This is a genomic window from Ancylobacter mangrovi (genome assembly GCF_024752335.1).
Taxonomy (GTDB): Bacteria; Pseudomonadota; Alphaproteobacteria; order Rhizobiales; family Xanthobacteraceae; genus Ancylobacter; species Ancylobacter mangrovi.
This window is the reverse complement of record NZ_JANTHY010000002.1, coordinates 488,173-505,269: the sequence shown is the minus strand read 5'-3', so window position 1 is coordinate 505,269 and position 17,097 is coordinate 488,173. Positions and strand designations below refer to the sequence as shown.

Annotated in this window: 18 protein-coding genes; 3 read left to right on the top strand and 15 right to left on the bottom strand. The window is 69.5% G+C overall.

All coding sequences use genetic code 11. From position 1 onward, the window contains the following. Nucleotides 1-91 precede the first annotated feature (91 nt). The 3 genes from NVS83_RS08170 to NVS83_RS08160 all read left to right on the top strand — a co-directional run bounded on the left by NVS83_RS08170 (nucleotide 92) and on the right by NVS83_RS08160 (nucleotide 2,612). The gene (locus tag NVS83_RS08170) at nucleotides 92-1,318 is read left to right on the top strand and encodes an MFS transporter (RefSeq protein ID WP_258738872.1); all 1,227 of its coding nucleotides are present in this window, start codon (nucleotides 92-94) and stop codon (nucleotides 1,316-1,318) included. A 228-nt stretch (nucleotides 1,319-1,546) separates the two neighbouring features. Next, a complete protein-coding gene (locus tag NVS83_RS08165) occupies nucleotides 1,547-1,990 on the top strand; it encodes a hypothetical protein (RefSeq protein ID WP_258738871.1) in 444 nt (147 codons plus the stop codon). Nucleotides 1,991-2,186: 196 nt separating this feature from the next. Beyond that, nucleotides 2,187-2,612 carry a DoxX family protein gene (locus NVS83_RS08160; RefSeq protein WP_258738870.1) on the top strand — a complete coding sequence of 142 codons (426 nt, stop codon included), beginning with the start codon at nucleotides 2,187-2,189 and terminating at the stop codon, nucleotides 2,610-2,612. Between the two features lie 43 nt (nucleotides 2,613-2,655). On the opposite strand, the gene NVS83_RS08155 is transcribed toward NVS83_RS08160, so the two are convergent. The 15 genes from NVS83_RS08155 to tsaB form a co-directional block, all read right to left on the bottom strand. Further along, nucleotides 2,656-4,434, bottom strand: coding sequence for a tetratricopeptide repeat protein (locus tag NVS83_RS08155; RefSeq protein WP_374115034.1), 1,779 nt, complete (start codon nucleotides 4,432-4,434; stop codon nucleotides 2,656-2,658). Nucleotides 4,435-4,632: 198 nt separating this feature from the next. Beyond that, nucleotides 4,633-5,106, bottom strand: coding sequence for a phage holin family protein (locus NVS83_RS08150; RefSeq protein WP_258738868.1), 474 nt, complete (start codon nucleotides 5,104-5,106; stop codon nucleotides 4,633-4,635). Beyond that, nucleotides 5,106-5,453 (bottom strand): hypothetical protein, encoded by a 348-nt coding sequence (locus NVS83_RS08145; protein WP_258738867.1) that lies wholly within the window; start codon nucleotides 5,451-5,453, stop codon nucleotides 5,106-5,108. Before NVS83_RS08145 ends, NVS83_RS08150 begins: the two co-directional genes overlap by 1 nt. Nucleotides 5,454-5,560: 107 nt before the next feature. Next, nucleotides 5,561-6,346 (bottom strand): tRNA (guanine(46)-N(7))-methyltransferase TrmB, encoded by a 786-nt coding sequence (trmB, locus tag NVS83_RS08140; protein WP_258738866.1) that lies wholly within the window; start codon nucleotides 6,344-6,346, stop codon nucleotides 5,561-5,563. 83 nt (nucleotides 6,347-6,429) lie between these two features. Continuing rightward, the gene (metK, locus tag NVS83_RS08135; RefSeq protein WP_258732015.1) at nucleotides 6,430-7,623 is read right to left on the bottom strand and encodes a methionine adenosyltransferase; all 1,194 of its coding nucleotides are present in this window, start codon (nucleotides 7,621-7,623) and stop codon (nucleotides 6,430-6,432) included. A 133-nt stretch (nucleotides 7,624-7,756) separates the two neighbouring features. Then, nucleotides 7,757-8,167: a helix-turn-helix domain-containing protein gene (locus NVS83_RS08130; RefSeq protein WP_258732362.1), complete on the bottom strand. Its 411-nt coding sequence runs from the start codon at nucleotides 8,165-8,167 to the stop codon at nucleotides 7,757-7,759. 112 nt (nucleotides 8,168-8,279) lie between these two features. Further along, entirely contained in the window at nucleotides 8,280-9,875 is a 1,596-nt protein-coding gene (lnt, locus tag NVS83_RS08125) for an apolipoprotein N-acyltransferase (protein ID WP_258738865.1), read from the bottom strand. A gap of 18 nt (nucleotides 9,876-9,893) precedes the next feature. Continuing rightward, nucleotides 9,894-11,183 (bottom strand): hemolysin family protein, encoded by a 1,290-nt coding sequence (locus NVS83_RS08120; protein WP_258738863.1) that lies wholly within the window; start codon nucleotides 11,181-11,183, stop codon nucleotides 9,894-9,896. Nucleotides 11,184-11,188: 5 nt separating this feature from the next. After that, on the bottom strand, nucleotides 11,189-11,707 hold the full coding sequence (ybeY, locus tag NVS83_RS08115) for an rRNA maturation RNase YbeY (protein ID WP_258738862.1): 519 nt from the start codon (nucleotides 11,705-11,707) through the stop codon (nucleotides 11,189-11,191). Continuing rightward, nucleotides 11,704-12,756 carry a PhoH family protein gene (locus NVS83_RS08110; RefSeq protein ID WP_258739123.1) on the bottom strand — a complete coding sequence of 351 codons (1,053 nt, stop codon included), beginning with the start codon at nucleotides 12,754-12,756 and terminating at the stop codon, nucleotides 11,704-11,706. Before NVS83_RS08110 ends, ybeY begins: the two co-directional genes overlap by 4 nt. Before the next feature lie 131 nt (nucleotides 12,757-12,887). Then, nucleotides 12,888-14,312 carry a tRNA (N6-isopentenyl adenosine(37)-C2)-methylthiotransferase MiaB gene (gene miaB, locus NVS83_RS08105; protein WP_258738861.1) on the bottom strand — a complete coding sequence of 475 codons (1,425 nt, stop codon included), beginning with the start codon at nucleotides 14,310-14,312 and terminating at the stop codon, nucleotides 12,888-12,890. 265 nt (nucleotides 14,313-14,577) lie between these two features. Beyond that, nucleotides 14,578-15,357 carry a lyso-ornithine lipid O-acyltransferase gene (olsA, locus tag NVS83_RS08100; protein ID WP_258738860.1) on the bottom strand — a complete coding sequence of 260 codons (780 nt, stop codon included), beginning with the start codon at nucleotides 15,355-15,357 and terminating at the stop codon, nucleotides 14,578-14,580. Between the two features lie 4 nt (nucleotides 15,358-15,361). Then, nucleotides 15,362-15,790, bottom strand: a complete 429-nt coding sequence (locus NVS83_RS08095; protein ID WP_258732008.1) for a Fur family transcriptional regulator — start codon at nucleotides 15,788-15,790, stop codon at nucleotides 15,362-15,364. Between the two features lie 92 nt (nucleotides 15,791-15,882). Further along, nucleotides 15,883-16,377: a GNAT family N-acetyltransferase gene (locus tag NVS83_RS08090; protein ID WP_258738859.1), complete on the bottom strand. Its 495-nt coding sequence runs from the start codon at nucleotides 16,375-16,377 to the stop codon at nucleotides 15,883-15,885. A 24-nt stretch (nucleotides 16,378-16,401) separates the two neighbouring features. Continuing rightward, nucleotides 16,402-17,085, bottom strand: coding sequence for a tRNA (adenosine(37)-N6)-threonylcarbamoyltransferase complex dimerization subunit type 1 TsaB (tsaB, locus tag NVS83_RS08085; protein WP_258738858.1), 684 nt, complete (start codon nucleotides 17,083-17,085; stop codon nucleotides 16,402-16,404). Nucleotides 17,086-17,097: the final 12 nt, after the last annotated feature.

Here is a 17,097-nt window from a genome sequence, read left to right as displayed (position 1 = left end):
GCGGCAGGTGCTCTCGTTCCGTCACATGGCCGCCAATCGCAGGCGGCGCGACCGGCAAGACATGCGCCGCCGAGTGGATCCGGAGTCCGACATGAGCGCCGCAGCCCGTCCTTCCCTCGCCGCGCGCGCCCCGCTCCTGGTCGTGCTGTGCGGATGCCTGATCGCGATGGTGACCTTCGGCCCGCGCGCCTCCTCGGGTCTCTTCCTGCTGCCCATGACGAGCACCTATGGCTGGGGGCGCGACACGTTCGGGCTCGCCATCGCCATCCAGAACCTCGTCTGGGGCCTCGGCACGCCCTTCGCCGGCGCCATCGCCGACCGGTTCGGGGTGATGCGGGTGCTGTGGGTCGGTGCGCTGTTCTATGCGGTTGGGCTGATCCTCATGGCCTATTCCTCGACCCCGCTGCTGCTGCACCTGTCGGCCGGCGCGCTGGTCGGCTTCGGCCTTTCGGGCTCCTCCTTCAACATCGTGCTCGCCGCCTTCGGCAAGATGCTGCCCGAGCGCTGGCGCCCGCTCGCCTTCGGCGCCGGGACGGCGGCCGGCTCGTTCGGCCAGTTCCTGTTCCCCCCGCTCGCGGCCGGGCTAAACGCCAGCGTCGGCTGGCACGAGACGCTGATCGTGTTCGGCTTCGTCATGCTGCTGGTGATCCCGTTCTCGCTGGCGCTTGCGAACTCGCCCGCGGCCTCGAAGACCGCGAACGTGCCGCAGCAGTCGATCGCGGCGGCGCTCGGCGAGGCGTTCGGCCACCGCTCCTATGTGCTGCTGATACTCGGCTTCTTCACCTGCGGCTTCCAGCTCGCCTTCGTCACCACGCATCTGCCGGCCTATCTCATCGACCGCGGGCTCTCGATCAGCGTCGGCGGCTGGACGCTGGCGGTCATCGGGCTCGCCAACATGGTCGGCTCGCTGGCGTCGGGCTGGCTCTCGTCGCGCATGCCGCGGCGCTATCTTCTGGCCGGCATCTATTTCGCGCGTGGGCTGGCCATCATGGCCTTCGTGCTGCTCCCGGCCTCGCCCGTGACCTCCATCGGCTTCGGCGTGGTGATGGGCCTGCTCTGGCTGTCGACCGTGCCGCCGACCTCGGGGCTGGTCATGCTGATGTTCGGCACGCGCTACCTCGCCATGCTTTACGGCTTCGCCTTCTTCAGCCACCAGGTGGGCGGCTTCCTCGGCGTCTGGCTCGGCGGCGTGCTGTACGAGGCGCTCGGCTCCTACGACCTCGTCTGGTGGCTCTCGGTCGCGCTGAGTTTCGCCTCGGCGGTCATCAACCTGCCGATCGTCGAGCGGCCGGTGGAGCGCGGGCTGAAGCCGGCTTGAAGCGCGAGCGCGTTTGCGCGGCGTTAACTCTCCTCCTTCACCTTAGGTGCCGTGGTGCCGAAAGCGTTGCGCCGGGGCCACAGGCTGGCGGCAGGATGGCCGTCCGACGGCCTTCCGGGGCCCGTCCGGCCTTGACAAGAGCCGGCCCTGACGGGGCATCGTAGCCCCCTATCCGACCGATGGACCTTTGCGATGCGCCTTGCGACCGCTCTTCTGGCTGCTGCATGTGTGTCCGGCGCCGCCGCCGCGCCGGGCGCGTCCGCGCTCGCCGACCCGCTGTCGGCGCAGGACGCCCAGCGTTTCGTGATGGGCCGGACCTTCTCCTACACCTGCTATGAGGGCACGGTGGGCTCCGGGCGGGTCCTGAAGGACGGGTCCGTTGCCGGCACCATCCAGGTACGCGGCCATGGCACGGCGCGCTATGTGACGCTGCCCGCCGGCACCATTCTGGTGAAGGGGGAGGCGGTCTGCGCCAAGCTCGGCGGGCTGGCCTTCCAGCCCTGCTTCGAGCTGGAAAAGACCGGCGCCACAAGCTTCCGCGGCAATCTCGCCGGCGCGAGCCGGCTGTGGTGCGAGTTCAAGCGCGGTGGCAGCGGGCGGGCCCGCCTCGCCGAGCGCGGCACCAACGCGACGCGCACCGCCCGCGCCGACCAGGTTTCCGACCAGCACTGACATCCGGCCGCGGCGAGAGGCGCGTGGCCACGTGCGCCAGCGGCTGCGCATGCGCGGGACGAAACTCATATCGACGAAGGGCTGAATTGCGCTGGCGCAATACCGTAACGGTAATTGCGGCTATGGTCGTGCATGAGTGAATGCGGCCTACTCGGGGTCAGAGGGCATCACCGCCCTGAACCCGTTGGAGGCTGACATGATCGACGTGAATACCGCGCCCTATGGCGTCTTCCTGCTGCGCCTGTCGCTCGGCGCGATGTGGGTGTCCCACGCGCTGCTGAAGCTCTTCGTCTTCACAATTCCCGGCTTTGCCGGCTATCTGGGAAGCGTCGGCTTCCCCTCTGCGCTCGCCTGGCCGATCGTCCTCGCCGAGCTGACCGGCGGCATCCTCATCATCGCCGGCGTCTATGCGCGCCACGTCGCGCTTCTGCTCGTCCCGCTCATGGCCGGCGCGATGAGCGTGCATATCCCCAATGGCTGGGTGTTCTCCAGCGCCAATGGCGGCTGGGAATATCCCGCCTTCCTGATCGCGACGTCGTTCGTGCTGTGGCTGGTCGGCGACGGCGCCTTCGCGCTGCGCTCGCGCCCGCTCCTGTTCGTCGGGCGCCCGGTCGCGGCCTGAAGCCTACGACCGGGCGAGACGGGGTGAGACGGGGCGGGGCGGCTCAGCCGCCGCCGCCCTGCTTCTCGGTGGAAGGCGCGGGCGGCTCGGCCGCGGCCTTCTTCGCCGGCGTCGTCGAGGTGTCGATGCTGGTCTTGTGGATCTCGTTGCCGGGGCCGTCCTTGGCCTTTTCCGCCGCGTCGAGGCCGAGCGCGATCTTGAGGTCGATCTGCTTGAGCTCGTCGGGATCGGGCTTCAGGTCGCGGGCATGGTTCCACTTGAACCGCGCCTCCAGCTTCCGCCCGACCTTCCAGTAGGCGTCGCCGAGATGGTCGTTGATCACCGCCTCGCTCGGCTTCAGCTCGACCGCCCGCTCCAGCTCGCGCACCGCGTCGTCATAGCGCCCGAGCCGGTAATAGGCCCAGCCGAGGCTGTCGATGAAGAAGCCGTCGTCGGGGCGCAGCGAGACCGCCTTGCGGATCATGTCCAGCCCCTCGTCGAGGTGGACGCCCTGGTCGACCCAGCTATAGCCGAGATAGTTCAGCACATGGGGCTGGTCGGGCTTGAGCTCGAGCGCCTTCTTCAGGTCCGCTTCGGACTTGTCCCACTCCTTGGTGCGCTCATAGGCGGTGCCGCGGAAGTAATAGAGCATCCAGTTGTTGCCGGTCGGCGCCTGGAGCTGGTCGATCGCCTTGGTGTAGATCTTGGCCGCCTCGGCGAAGTCCTCGTTCGCCCGCAGCACGTCGCCCAGCGCCATCAGCGCGCGCTGGTCCTTCGGGTTCTTCGTGGCCACGGCCTCCAGCGTCTTGCGGGCGTCCTTGTGGTCGCCTTCGGCATCGAGGTTGAGGCCGAGCTGGATCTGGGCGCTGGTGTAGAACGGCGAGTCGGCCGGCACGCTGCGATAGAGCGCGATGGCGTCGTCGTTGCGCTTCATCGATTCGAACAGGTCGGCGAGGGTGATCTCGATCAGCGGATGCGAGGGATCGAGCCAATGGCCGAGCTGAAGGTAGATCAGGGCGAGGTCCTCGCCGCCCTGCCGGCCGAGCGCGGCGCCGAGCCCGTAGAGCACCTCGGCCGCGCCCGCCTGCGGCGTCGTCACCAGCGCCGGAAGGGTCTTGCCGGCCTCGAGCTGGTCGATCTCGCGCGTCACCAGCGGGTCGTTCGGCGAGAGCTTGTCGAAGTCCTCATACGTGTCGATGGCGAGCTGCTTCTTGCCCGAGCGCGAGGCCCAGCGGCCATAGGCGTCGACCACGCGCAGCGTGTGCGGGTCGATCTTCAGCGCGTCCTCGAGCCGCTTGCCGGCATCGCGCTTGCGTCCGGCCGCCTCGAGGATGAGGCCGGCGTGGAAATCCTGGAAGCCGGAATACCATTCCGGGCCCTTCAGCGCGTCGATTGCGGCGACGCCGGTGCGCGGGTTGCCGGAGCCGAACTGGGTCCAGGCGGTGAGCAGCGTCGAGTTGAGCTCGGCGATCGCGCCCTGCCCGGAGCGGCGCAGATTGCTGCGCGCGGTGATGTATTTCTTGTCCTTGATCGCCTTCACGCCGAGGACGAGACGCGCGAGCCCGTGTTCGGGGTCCATGCGCACGAGGCGGCGGGCCATCTCGGTGGCCTCGTCCATCGAGCCTTCGGCGAGCAGGGCCAGGAAGGCGCGCTCGACGACCTCGCCATTGTTCGGGAACACCTGCACCAGCGCTCGGTAATAGGCGGCGGCGGCAGGCGTGTCGTGCTCGGCGGTGGCGAGGCGGGCGGCGAGATAGTTGCCGGCCGGCGAGGTGCGCGCGATCTCATCGGGCGGCGGCGCGTCGGCAAAGGCCGCAGGCGCGGTGCCGAGCGCGGTGAGCATGGCGAGAATGGCCGCACCCGGCCGCAGCGACAAACGTCGGAACGTCAAGTTGGAAACCTCCAGCGGCACCCAGACGGACCACGGCCCCGTGGCTCGCGGTTTCGGACCCCGCCGGCAGATTGGGCCTTTTTGCCGGCCCTCGCAACAAAGAGGGACGGCTGACCGACTCAAACCACAGCGGGCCGAGTCGGCACGGTTTCATATGCGTCGGCCAAGAATAAGGCCGAGAAGCGCCGCACCCGCGGCAATCGCTATAACGGTCGAACTCGACGGATTGGCGGGCGCGACCGGTGGCACCGCCTGTCCCGGCGGAGGCGGACCAAGCCCCGTCGGCGCGACGCCTGGCGCCGCCTGGGGCGGCATCATGCCACCGATCGCGCCGCCGAGCGCCCCGTGGAGCGCATGCCCGGCCGGACGCGCGCGGCGCCGGGTGCGGATATAGACGACCAGCAGCAGCACGAGCGCGAGGAACAGGCAGATGCCCGCCAGTATCAGCGCCGCCCCTGCCGGACCGAACCGATCGGCCAGCAGCACGAAGGCGGCGATGAGGAAGGCGAGAATCGCGCCGGCCAGGAAAAGAGCGGCGAACAGCATCAGAAACGCCGTCGTCGCGGCCCGCTGGGCCGTACGGCGAATTTCGATCCGGGCGAGGCTCAGCAGGAAGCGGAGCATCAGCGTCCCCGGGTGAGAAGGCCGAGAACGAAGCCTATGCCGAGCGCGGCGCTCACCGCTCCGAGAGGGTTGCGCTCGATGGCGGCGCCGAGCTCGCCCCCGGCCGCCTTGGCACGCAGCCGCGCCTCGTCGAGTGCGGCCGCGCCTTCATCCATGAGGCCCGCGGCCGTCGCTTCCGCACGCGCCTTGCCTTCGCGCAGCCGCCCGGACACGGCTTCGGCGGCGGCTTCGCCTTCCGCCTTGACGAAGGTGGTCAGCGTATCGGCGAGGCGCGCGACATCGGCGCGCAGCACGGCGAGATCGGCGGACAGCTTGGCGAAATCTTCCTGGGGATTCGGGTCGGCCATGGGTCGGTCTCCTGTGCGTTTCCTCGGCCGCGGCCGCCTGGCCGCGCGTTGAGCGAGCCCTCGACAACGCCGCGTTCGTCGCTGCGGTTCCCCATCATATGCGGTAGTCAGATGCGCTGGAACTCGTAATAGCCCGGTACCCTGCCGGCCCGCATCGCCTTGGCCTCGTAGCGCGTGCCGGGCCACCCCGCCCAGGGCCGGCGCCAGTCGTCGGCGCGCCGCGCGGTCCAGGCGAACCGCTCGTCCGCGAGCAGGTGCCGCAGCGTCCAGCCGGCATAGTCCTCGACGTCAGTGGCGAAGCGGAACCGCCCGCCCGGCGCCAGGAGGCGGGCGATGCGGTCGATGTTGTCGGGCTGCACGAAGCGGCGCTTCCAGTGGCGGCGCTTCGGCCAGGGGTCGGGATAGAGCAGGTCGACGCGTTCGAGCGAGCCGGTCGGCAGGCGGTCGAGCAGCGGCACCACGTCGTCGCCATGCAGACGGACGTTGCCGAGCGCCGCCTCGGCGAGCGCCGAGGTGAGCTTGGCCAGGCCGTTGAGGAAGGCTTCCGCGCCGATATAGCCGATGTCGGGGTGGTTCCGGGCCTCGGACAGCAGGTGCTCGCCGCCGCCGAAGCCGATCTCGAGCCGCACCGCCCGCACCGGCTGACCGAACAGTGCGGCGAGCGGGGTGCCTGGTGACGGTGTGCCGGGGCTCGCGGGAACCGGTAGCGCGGTGAGGTCGATGGCGAGGTGCGGCAGGTCGCGGGCGAGGCGGTCGGCCTGCCCCGCGCGCAGCGGCTTGCCCTTGCGCCGTCCGAAGAAGGCGGCCTCGCGCGGCGCGGCATTCGCGGACGATTCGCGGCCGGGTGTGCCGCGGGTGGACGTGTCGTGGTCGTTGTCGGCGGAATCGATCATCGGATGCGCAATGAAAAGGGGCGGACGCTGCCGTCCGCCCCTGCTTATCCTCGACTGACCGGATCGGCGCAATGGCGTCCGGGTCAGGCCACCGCCGCCTTGATGGCGTCGGCGAGATCGGTGCGCTCCCAGGAGAAGCCGCCATCGTCCTCCGGCCGGCGGCCGAAATGGCCGTAGGCGGAGGTGCGGGCATAGATCGGCTTGTTGAGGCCGAGATGCTCGCGAATGCCGCGCGGGCGCAGGTTCATCACCTCGCGCAGCACCTTCTCGAGCTTGGCCTCCTCGACCTCGCCGGTGCCGTGCAGGTCGACATAGACCGCGAGCGGATCGGACACGCCGATGGCATAGGCGAGCTGGATGGTGCAGCGCTCGGCGAGGTTCGCGGCCACCACGTTCTTGGCGAGGTAGCGCGCGGCATAGGCGGCGGAACGGTCGACCTTGGTCGGGTCCTTGCCGGAGAAGGCGCCGCCGCCATGGGGAGCCGCACCGCCATAGGTGTCGACGATGATCTTGCGGCCGGTCAGGCCGCAGTCGCCGTCCGGCCCGCCGATCACGAACTTGCCGGTGGGATTGACGTGCCAGATCGTGCCTTCCGTGATCCAGCCCGCGGGCAGGGTCTCGCGGATATAGGGCTCGACGATGTTCTGGACGTCATGGGAGGAGAGGTCCGCGTCGAGGTGCTGGGTGGAGAGCACGATCTGCGTGACCTCCGCCGGCTTGCCGTCCTCGTAGCGCACCGTAACCTGGCTCTTGGCGTCCGGGCCGAGCACCGTGCTCTCGCCCGAATGGCGGGCCTCGGCGAGGCGCTTCAGGATCTTGTGCGCGTAGTAGATCGGCGCGGGCATCAGCTCGGGCGTCTCGCGGCAGGCATAGCCGAACATGATGCCCTGGTCGCCGGCGCCTTCGTCCTTGTTGTTGGCGGAATCGACGCCGGCGGCGATGTCCACCGACTGCGCGTGCAGGTGCACGTCGATGTCGGCGGTCTCCCAGTGGAAGCCGTCCTGCTCGTAGCCGATGTCCTTGATCGCCAGCCGCGCGATGTGGGTGATGAAGTCCTTCGTCAGCTCGGCGGGGCCGCGGGTCTCGCCGGCAATGACGACCCGGTTGGTCGTGGCGAGAGTTTCGCAGGCGACACGCAGGTGGCTGGGATCCCAGCCATATTCCGGGCCGGTCCTGAAGAACGCGTCGACGACCTCGTCGGAGATGCGGTCGCAGACCTTGTCCGGATGGCCTTCGGAAACGGATTCGCTAGTAAAGAGATATGCTTGGCGAGACACGCGCGGCTCCTCGATTGTCGCCCGGCGCACCAAGGGGCACCCGGCGCGCGCATTTTTGGCGGCACCGGCTGCTCAGGTCAAGAATATAGGACGAAATCGTTCGGAAAAAAGAACGCGGTGTGACCCGGTCGTCTCAGTTGGTCTCTTCGGAACCCGCGAGGGCTTCGACCAGGTCGACGATGCGCCGGCGCACCTTGGAGTCGGTGATTTTCAGGAAGGCACGGGTGAGGGCGATGCCCTCCGACGTGGCGAGGAAGTCCGAGACGAAGGCGGGGGAGGCATCTTCCGCAAAGCCCGCCGGGCCGGCGCCGACGGTGGGCGCGCCGTCGAAGAAAAACGAGACCGGAACACCCAGTACGTTCGAGATGTTCTGCAGACGGCTGGCGCCGATCCGGTTGGTTCCCTTCTCGTATTTCTGGATCTGCTGAAAGGTGATGCCGAGATTTTCTCCCAGTTTCTCCTGGCTCATGCCCACCATCATGCGGCGCATGCGGACGCGGCTGCCGACATGCTTGTCGATGGGATTGGGAGATTTCTTCGTCATCATCGGCCCCGACTCGAACAAAAAAGACTCCCCTTCCGCCACGTTGGGCGGAGGGAAGCGATGCCTAAGCTGCGCAGCAGTCTAGGCAAAGGCCACGATACCGTCGATCAATCTACGCGTGTATTGTTCGGCAACGCAGCATAAAGACGACCAATATCGCGGCCGCCAGCAGAACGCACGGTATCGAATTGCCAAACATGGAATAAAGCGTCGGCGGAAGTGCAGTCGGAAGTTTACCGTCGAGCGTGCCTCTTGCACCCAGGGGTAGCATTTCCTCTATTCGCCCGAGCGGGTCGACAATCGCCGAAATTCCGTCGTTTGTGCCGCGAATCAAAGGCAGGCCCTGCTCGACCGCGCGCATGCGCGCCTGCTCGAAATGCTGGTAGGGGCCCGGCGTCATGCCGAACCAGACGTCGTTCGACAGGTTGAGCAGCACGCCCGGCCGCTGGTCGGGCGAAAGCCCCGCGGGCATGATCTCGCTGGGGAAGATCGCCTCGTAGCAGATCAGCGGCACCGCGGTCGGCAGGCCGGGAATGCGCATCAGCGTGCGCTTGTCGGCGGCGCTGAATCCGCCGCGATACTGGGTCAACTGCTGGATGCCGAGGCTCTCCAGCGTTTCCTGGAACGGCAGATATTCGCCAAAAGGAACGAGATGGACCTTGTCGGCCACGGCGAGGAAGGCCCCCTCGTCGCCGATCGCGCGAATGCTGTTATAGGCCTTGGGCCGAGTCTGGCCGGGGACCTGTTCGAGCCGCACCGCGCCGGTGATCAGCGTGGCGCCGGGCGGCAGCATCGCCGCGATGCGCGAGATCGCGCCCGGCTCGCGCTCGAGGAAGAAGGGGAAGGCCGATTCCGGCCAGAACAGGTGGGTGATCCCCTTCAGCCCGTCCTTGCCCTCGCTCAGCGAGACATAGAGGTCCATCACCTGGTCGCGGGCGTCATAACGGAACTTCTGGTCCTGCGGCAGGTCGGGCTGCATGATGCGCAGCATGACGCCGGGAACGTGCCCGACTTCGCTGGTCGCGAGCCGCCAGGTTCCCGCGCCCCACATAGCCGCGAGGGTCAGGCCGGCGAGGACGACCGGCAGGAAGCGCCGGCGGCCCGGCGCGTCGAACAGCGTTGCCGGCGCGGCGAGCGCGGCGAGGGCGACGAAGCAGAGCCCGAATATGCCGATGGCGGCGCCCGACTGCGCGAAGGCGAGGTCGCTCGCCAGCGCGTAGCCGAAATTGTTCCAGGGAAAGCCGGTCAGCAGCGTGCCGCGCAGCCATTCGGTGGCGGTGAGCGCAATCGCGAGGACGAGGATCCGTTCCGCCGTCCGGCTCCAGAACAGTGCCGCGAGAGCGCACCCCATGCCGACATAGAGCGCGAGCCCCGCCGGCAGTAGCAGCACGGCGAAGGGGATCAGCCAGGCGAAGGTGTCGGCTTGCACCAGGAAGGCCGAGCCGATCCACCACAGTCCGGCGAGGAAGTACCCCATGCCGAACAGCCATCCGGTGCCGAAGGCCGCGCGCATGCGCCGCCACCGGCCGGACGGGGCGGCATCCTCGATCGCCCGGTCGAGCAGCAGCACCAGCGCCGGCAGGGTGAGCGCCATGATAGGCCACGCATCGACCGGCGCCATGGCGAGCGCGGACAACGCGCCGGCGAGGAAGGCGCCGAGCGCGCGCAACCGGCGCGGCGCGAGACGCAGACGGTCCGGCAGCGTCATGAGGCCGTCCGCGCTCGCTCAGGCAGCGGCATCGGGATCGCGCGCGGCCCGGCCGCCATAGCCGTTGTTCTGCTCGGCCGGCGGCGGCAGGCTGGCGCCACCGGCCCGCTCGTCGCGGCGGCGTTCGCGTCGCGCCCCGGCGGGGGCGGGCACCACCTCGCCGGTCGCTTCGCGCGCCGTGCCGTTGCGGGCGGGGGTGATGCGCAGTCGCTTGACCCGGCGCGGATCGGCATCGAGCACCTCGATCTCGAAATCGTCGGGGCCGCGCACGATCTCGCCGCGCACCGGCACGCGCCCGGCGAGCGTCACCAGCAGCCCGCCCAGCGTGTCGACCTCCTCGGCCTCCTCGCCCAGCGCGAAGGCCGGGTCGACCGTCTCGGCCACCTCCTCGAGGCTGGCGCGCGCGTCGGCGATGTAGGACCCGTCCGGCTGGAGCGCGATCATCGGCATCTCGTCGTCGTCGTGCTCGTCCTCGATGTCGCCGACGATCTCCTCCACTAGGTCCTCCATGGAGACGATGCCGTCGGTGCCGCCATATTCGTCGATGACGAGGGCGAGGTGGATGCGGCTTGCCTGCATGCTGGCCAGCAGTTCGATCGAGGGCATGGAGGGCGGGACGAAGAGCAGGCGGCGGATCAGCTTCGCCGCGCTCAGCGAGGTGCCGAGGTCGATGGCCTTGAGGTTGAAGCCCGGCAGGGTCTTGCCGTTGCCTCGCCCGTTGGTCTTGGCATCCTTGGCCGGGCCGGCCTCGCCCCGGGCGGCGTCGGCGCTCGGTTCCGCGCTCGTGCGCGGCTCCTTGGCGCTCCGCGTGATCATGGCGCGCTGCGTCAGATAGGCGACGAGGTCGCGTATGTGCACCATGCCGACCGGGTCGTCGAGCGTGTCGTCATAGACCACGAGGCGCGAATGGCCGGCATTGGCGAACACGGCGAGCAGCTCGCCGAGCGAAATGTCCTTCTGCACCGCGACGATGTCGGCGCGTGGCACCATCACGTCGCCGATGCGCAGCTCGCGCAGGCCGAGAACGCTCTTCAGCATCGAGCGTTCGGTGGCCGAGAGGTCGGTGCCGACATCCGCATTGGTCGCGGAGAGGACTTCGGCGAGGTCCATGCGCAGCGAGCCGGAGGTCCGCCAGCCGCCCATGAAGTTGCGCAGCCGGTCGAAAAGGCCGGGTCGCGGGTCGGTGTCGGCGGAACGGGAATCGGCCGGGCCGTCCGGCCCGGCGGTCCTACTCGAACCGCCGATGGTAGTACTTGGGCCGTCGCTGCTCTGTGCGGGGGGCGGCGGGTTGGAAACAGGCTCGGACATCGTCTTCAGGTGGCTTGGTGAACGGGTTCGGTTTCGGCATAGGGGTCGGGCACACCGAGCGTCGCGAGCACGCGGCGCTCCATCGCTTCCATCTCCTCCGCCTCCTCGGCGGTCTCGTGGTCGAAGCCGAGCAGGTGCAGCGTGCCGTGCACCGCCAGATGGCTCAGGTGGTCGGCGAAGGTCTTGTCCTCGCTCGCCGCCTCGCGCTCCAGCGTCTCGAATGCAATGGCGATATCACCGAGATGGGGCGCGCCCGCGGCGCGCGCCACCTCCGGCGTGGGAAAAGACAGCACGTTGGTCGCGTAATCCTTGTGCCGCCAGTCGCGGTTGAGCGTGCGAATGGCGTCGTCGTCGGTCAGCTTCACGGCGATCTCGGCGCCGTCGAGGGCGATTTCGTAGTCCTGGGCGGCACCGAGGCAGGCCGCGCGCACGGCCCGCGTAACAAGGCCGTCAGCGTCGGGCACGCTCGGCCACGGGCCGGCCTCGACGAGGATGTCGACCTCTATCGGCTCGCCTTCGCTCATGGCGGCGGTGCCTTCGGTTCGGCCAGGACCGCGGGTTCCGACGGGGCGCCGACGGAAGCACCCGCCGGCCTTCCGCCGGCCAGCTTGCTGTCATAGGCGGCGACGATGCGGCCGACCAGCTCGTGGCGCACCACGTCGGCGGCGCCGAACCGGCAGACCTCGACCCCTTCGACATTGCCGAGCAGGTCCACCGCCTCGGCAAGTCCCGAGGTCTGGCCCGGCGGCAGGTCGACCTGGCTCGGATCGCCGGTGACGACCATGTGCGAGTTCTCGCCGAGGCGGGTCAGGAACATCTTCATCTGCATCGACGTCGTGTTCTGCGCCTCGTCCAGAATCACGCAGGCATTGGCCAGCGTGCGCCCGCGCATGAAGGCCAGCGGGGCGATCTCGATCTCGCCGGAGGTCAGCGCCCGCTCGACGAAGGCGCGGTCCATCAGGTCGTGGAGCGCGTCGTAGATCGGGCGCAGATAGGGATCGACCTTCTCCTTCATGTCGCCGGGCAGGAAGCCGAGCCGCTCACCCGCCTCCACCGCCGGGCGCGAGAGGATCAGTCGGTCGACCACCCGACGCTCCAGCAGGTGCACCGCATACGCGACCGCCAGCCAGGTCTTGCCGGTGCCGGCCGGGCCGACGCCGAACACCAGCGTGTGGCGCTTGAGCGCGCGGATATAGGCGTCCTGTGCGGCGGTGCGGGCCCGCACCGGCCGGCGCCGGAGCTGGATCTCGTCGAAGCTCTGCCGCTTGGTCGCGGGGTCGAAATCGAACAGGAAGCCCTGCGAGGCGGCCTCGCGCATCACGCCCTCGACGTCGCCGGGCACCAGCTCGCCGCCCTTCTTCAGGCGGGCATAGAGCGTCTCGAGCACATGGCGCGCCTGCTCGCAGGCCTCGCGCGGGCCTTCCAGCGTGACGTGGTTACCGCGCTGCTCGGCGACGATCTCGAGCCGTCGCTCGATCAAGGCGAGGTTCTGTCCGTAATGGCCGAACAGCAGGCTCGCCAGCCGATTGTCGTCGAAGGCGAGCACGATCTGGTTCGGTCCATCCTCCGGGATGTCGACCCAGTTCGCCGCCGGCCGCGACGACGCGGCAGGGCGCGGCGCGGTCTGCGTCGTTCCGCCGGATCCGCCGGTGCGGGGGGAATGCAAGGCACGTTCGTTCTCGGAAGAACCAGGTCGACGCACGCTCACGCCTCCACCGTCTCACTCTGCCCCACCAAACGCGGTTCGACACCGGCGCCGCCGGCGAAAAACTCGCCGCCGATGATGTCGCCGGAAAGACTCTTGGTACTGACGGCCCGCACTTCAACTGTCGCCAGGGTGCCGATCGCCTCGCGCGGCGCCTCGACCACCACCGACTGGAGATAGGGCGAGCGGCCGATGAGCTGGCCCGGGAAGCGGCCTGGCTTCTCCAGCAGGATCTCGAAGCGCCGGCCGCGGCAGGCCGCGTCGAAGGCCGCCTTCTGCCGGTCGAGCAGCGCCTGCAGGGCATAGATGCGCTGCGACTTCACCTCTTCGGGAAGCTGCACCTCCATCATCGCCGCCGGCGTGCCGGGGCGCGAGGAATATTTGAACGAGAAGGCGCCGGCAAAGCCGACCCGCTCCACGAGGTCCATCGTGTCGGCGAAATCCTCGTCGGTCTCGCCCGGGAAGCCGACGATGAAATCGGAGGAGAAGGCGATGTCGGGACGCGCCGCGCGCACCCGCTCGACGGTCTCGAAGAACAGCTCGCGGTCGTGCTTGCGGTTCATCGCCGCGAGGATGCGGTTCGAGCCTGACTGCACGGGCAGGTGCAGATAGGGCATCAGCGCCGGCAACTCGCGATGGGCGGCGATCAGTTCGTCGTCCATGTCGCGCGGATGGCTGGTCGTGTAGCGCACCCGGGCGATACCCGGCACCTCGGCGACCCGGCGCACCAGCTCGGCAAGGCCGGCCGGGCGACCGCCCGCGTCGGCGCCATGATAGGCGTTGACGTTCTGGCCGATCAGCGTGACCTCGCGCACGCCGCCATCGGCGAGCCGCGCCACCTCGTCGAGGATCTTCGCCACCGGCCGGGAGACCTCGGCGCCGCGCGTATAGGGCACGACGCAGAAGGTGCAGAACTTATCGCAGCCTTCCTGCACCGTGACGAAGGCGGTGGGGCCGCGCTTGGCGATGGCCTGCCGGCTCGGCGGGGCGAGGAAGTCGAACTTGTCCTCGACCGGGAACTCGGTTTCGACGATGCCCGCGCGCCGGTTGCTGCCGCGCCGCTCGGCATCGGCCACCAGCTCGGGCAGCTTGTGGTAGCTCTGCGGGCCGACCACGAGGTCGACGCCGCGGGCGCGCTTCAGGATCTCGGCGCCCTCGGCCTGGGCGACGCAGCCGGCAACGGCGACCATCTGGCGGCGGCCGGCCTCCTCCTGCGCGACGCGCAGCCGGCCGAGCTCGGAATAGACCTTCTCGGCCGCCTTCTCGCGGATGTGGCAGGTATTGAGGATGACGAGATCGGCGTCCTCGGCCGTGTCGGTTTCGACAAAACCTTCCTTCGCCAGCGTGTCCGTCATGCGCTGGGCGTCATAGACGTTCATCTGGCAGCCGAAGGAGCGGACGTAAAGTTTGCGCGGCTCGCTCATTGCGTGTCGATCGACCTCAACCGCCTGTCCATGAAGGACGTTGCCCCGCAAGGAGGCCGGCGGCCCATTCCGTTGGAAACCCGGCGCATTTCCGGCGCGCCCGTGCCGAGGCGCCGTCGCAAATCGCGGTTCGTTCCCAACTCGCATTGGCCGAGGTCGAGATCGTCTACGTCTCCACTGGTGACACCTTGCTTCCTGTGTAGCGGGATTCCCGCCAAAAGGGAATGCGGCACCCGAGAGTCGGCGTACTCGAAAAAGGGAGCTGTCAGCCCGGCGGAAGCGGCGCCCGGCCGGTCAGTGCCCCCGTGAGCATGGCGCGCGCGGCCCGTTCGGCGGCCAAGGTCGCGGCCTTGCGGTTGCCGGCCTCGATCACGGTGCCGAAATGCAGCTCGACGTCGATTGCCCCGTGGCGGAGCAGGTTCATCAGGTGCGGGGCGAGCTCCATGTCGCCATACCACGCCACCATCGGCCGCCGCGCGCGCCCGAGCGGTATGCCGGCCTGGCCGACATAGGCGATGGCGAGGGGCTGGATCGTCGCCGGCCGCCCGGTGCCGACCGCCTGCCCCGCCGCGCCGACCAGCGCCGAGCGGAACGCCAGCACGCGGTTGCCGTCGCTCGAAGTGCCTTCGGCGAACAGCACCACCGCGTCGCCGTCGCTCATCCGCGCCGCCATCTCGTCCGCCACCCGGCCGGTGGCGGCGCGCGCCGCGCGGTCGACGAAGATGGTGCGCTGGAGCTTCGCCAGAAGGCCGATGCCGGGCCAGCGCGCCACCTCGCTCTTGGCGACGAAGCACAGCGGCAGGCGCGAGCCGAGCACCGGGATGTCGAGCCAGGAGACGTGGTTGGAGAGGATCAGCAGCGGGCGCACCGCCGCCGGCGCGCCGACGACCCGCACCCGCACGCCGATCAGCGCCAGCAGGATGCGGTGATAGACCACCGGGATGGTGCGGCGGGTCGGCAGCCCAAGCGCCACCGAGGCCCATTGCAGCGGAATGCCGACGAGCGTGACCAGCACCACCGGCAGCAGCACCAGCCAGGCGCGCACGGGCTCAGCTCTTGGACTTGTCGAGCGGCACCCCGTAGAGCTCCAGCCTGTGGCCGACCAGCCGGTAGCCGAGCTTGCGGGCGATCTCCTCCTGCAGGTGCTCGATCTCCTCGGAGCGGAACTCGACCACATGGCCCGAGCGCAGGTCGATCAGGTGGTCGTGGTGCTCGTCGGGCACCGGCTCGTAGCGCGAGCGCCCGTCGCGGAAGTCGTGGCGCTCGATGATGCCGGCATCCTCGAACAGCTTCACCGTGCGGTAGACGGTCGAGATGGAGATGCGGTCGTCCACCGCCGCCGCGCGGCGATGCAGTTCCTCGACATCGGGGTGATCCTGCGCGTCGGCGATGATGCGCGCGATGACGCGGCGCTGGTCGGTCATGCGCAGGCCCAGCGTCATGCAGGCTTCCTCGATGGCCGTCGGTTTTTCGTTCATCCGCGCGGTCTCCGTCTTGTCCCGCCTTATCGCTCATGGGAGGGGCGAAGGGCAATCGATTCGTCCCCGCCCTCCCCGGACCGTTCGCCCCCTCAGGCGATGTCGCGGCGCATGATCAGCGCGGCGGCGGGCTGGCCCGTCCCGGTACGATAATAGCCCTCGCGGCGGCCGATTTCCCGAAAACCGCTCCGCGCATAGAGGCTGAGCGCCGCCCGGTTGCCTTCCTCCACCTCGAGGAAGACGGCGGTGAAGCCTTCCGCCGCCAGCGCGCCGAAGGCCGCCTCGACCAGTCTGCGGCCGACACCGTGCCCGCGCGCGGACGGCGCGACGGCGATCGACAGGATCTCGATTTCCGGCGAGACGCCGCTGAGCAGGATGAAGCCGAGCACCGGGCCGCCGGGCCCGCGGGTCGCGACCCAGGCGCGGGCGAGCCGGTTGGCGAGCAGCCGCTCGAATTCGGCGCTGTCCCAGCCGAGCCGGAACGAGGCGGCATGGAGCCGCGCCATCGCCTCCGCGTCGGCCGCGCGCGCCGGGCGCAGCACGACCCCGCGCCGCCCGAAGCCGAAGCGATCGAACAGGCCGCTCACGGCGCGCCGCTCAGCGCTTCGCGCTCATTGCCGCGCGATCCGCGCCGCGGTTTGCGGCTTCGCGTCGGCCTCGCGCAGATAGAGCGGGCGGGGCGGTGCCTTGGCAGGATCGGTCACGCTGGCGAGACGCGCGGCCCATACCGGGTCGGGCGTCGCCTCGGCGTCGACCTCGAGCGGCGGGCGTTCGCCCGAGGGCCAGGCGCCCGCGAGCAGCGCCGCGCCGGAGCCGACGAGCCGCACCGGGCCGATCGCCACCGCGCGCGCGGCATCCTTCAGCGCCATCGCCCGGGCGTTGACCAGGACCCGGCTGCCGGGCCCGATCATCTGCAGATAGATGTTGCCGTGGCGCGCATCGATCGCCGCCGCGACAGGGATCTCGTCGTCGACCGCGAGCACCGGCGCCGCCAGCGTGGCGAGCGTGGAGATGCCGATCACCGGCCGGCCGGTGGCGAGGCCGAAGCCGCGCGCGGCGGACAGGCCCACCCGCAGCCCGGTGAAGCTGCCCGGGCCGACCGTCACAGCGAAGGCGTCGATGTCGGAGAAGCGCCGGCCGCCGGCCGTCATCACGCCGTCGACCATCGGCACCAGCGCCTCGGCATGGCCTCGTGCCATCACCTTGCGCGCGGCCGACAGCGTGCTGTCGGTGCTGACGTCGTGAAGCGCGACGGCGCAGGCGTCGAGGGCGGTATCGATGGCGAGAATCAGCATGGGTCGTCCTGT

Excerpts from the sequence above, each read along its gene's own strand:
- NVS83_RS08170 (WP_258738872.1), top strand. The coding sequence starts at position 92 with ATGAGCGCCGCAGCCCGTCCTTCCCTCGCCGCGCGCGCCCCGCTCCTG.
- NVS83_RS08160 (WP_258738870.1), top strand. The coding sequence starts at position 2,187 with ATGATCGACGTGAATACCGCGCCCTATGGCGTCTTCCTGCTGCGCCTG.
- NVS83_RS08155 (WP_374115034.1), bottom strand. The coding sequence starts at position 4,434 with ATGCTCACCGCGCTCGGCACCGCGCCTGCGGCCTTTGCCGACGCGCCG.
- NVS83_RS08150 (WP_258738868.1), bottom strand. The coding sequence starts at position 5,106 with ATGCTCCGCTTCCTGCTGAGCCTCGCCCGGATCGAAATTCGCCGTACG.
- NVS83_RS08145 (WP_258738867.1), bottom strand. The coding sequence starts at position 5,453 with ATGGCCGACCCGAATCCCCAGGAAGATTTCGCCAAGCTGTCCGCCGAT.
- trmB (WP_258738866.1), bottom strand. The coding sequence starts at position 6,346 with ATGATCGATTCCGCCGACAACGACCACGACACGTCCACCCGCGGCACA.
- NVS83_RS08130 (WP_258732362.1), bottom strand. The coding sequence starts at position 8,167 with ATGACGAAGAAATCTCCCAATCCCATCGACAAGCATGTCGGCAGCCGC.
- lnt (WP_258738865.1), bottom strand. The coding sequence starts at position 9,875 with ATGACGCTGCCGGACCGTCTGCGTCTCGCGCCGCGCCGGTTGCGCGCG.
- NVS83_RS08120 (WP_258738863.1), bottom strand. The coding sequence starts at position 11,183 with ATGTCCGAGCCTGTTTCCAACCCGCCGCCCCCCGCACAGAGCAGCGAC.
- ybeY (WP_258738862.1), bottom strand. The coding sequence starts at position 11,707 with ATGAGCGAAGGCGAGCCGATAGAGGTCGACATCCTCGTCGAGGCCGGC.
- miaB (WP_258738861.1), bottom strand. The coding sequence starts at position 14,312 with ATGAGCGAGCCGCGCAAACTTTACGTCCGCTCCTTCGGCTGCCAGATG.
- NVS83_RS08095 (WP_258732008.1), bottom strand. The coding sequence starts at position 15,790 with ATGAACGAAAAACCGACGGCCATCGAGGAAGCCTGCATGACGCTGGGC.
- tsaB (WP_258738858.1), bottom strand. The coding sequence starts at position 17,085 with ATGCTGATTCTCGCCATCGATACCGCCCTCGACGCCTGCGCCGTCGCG.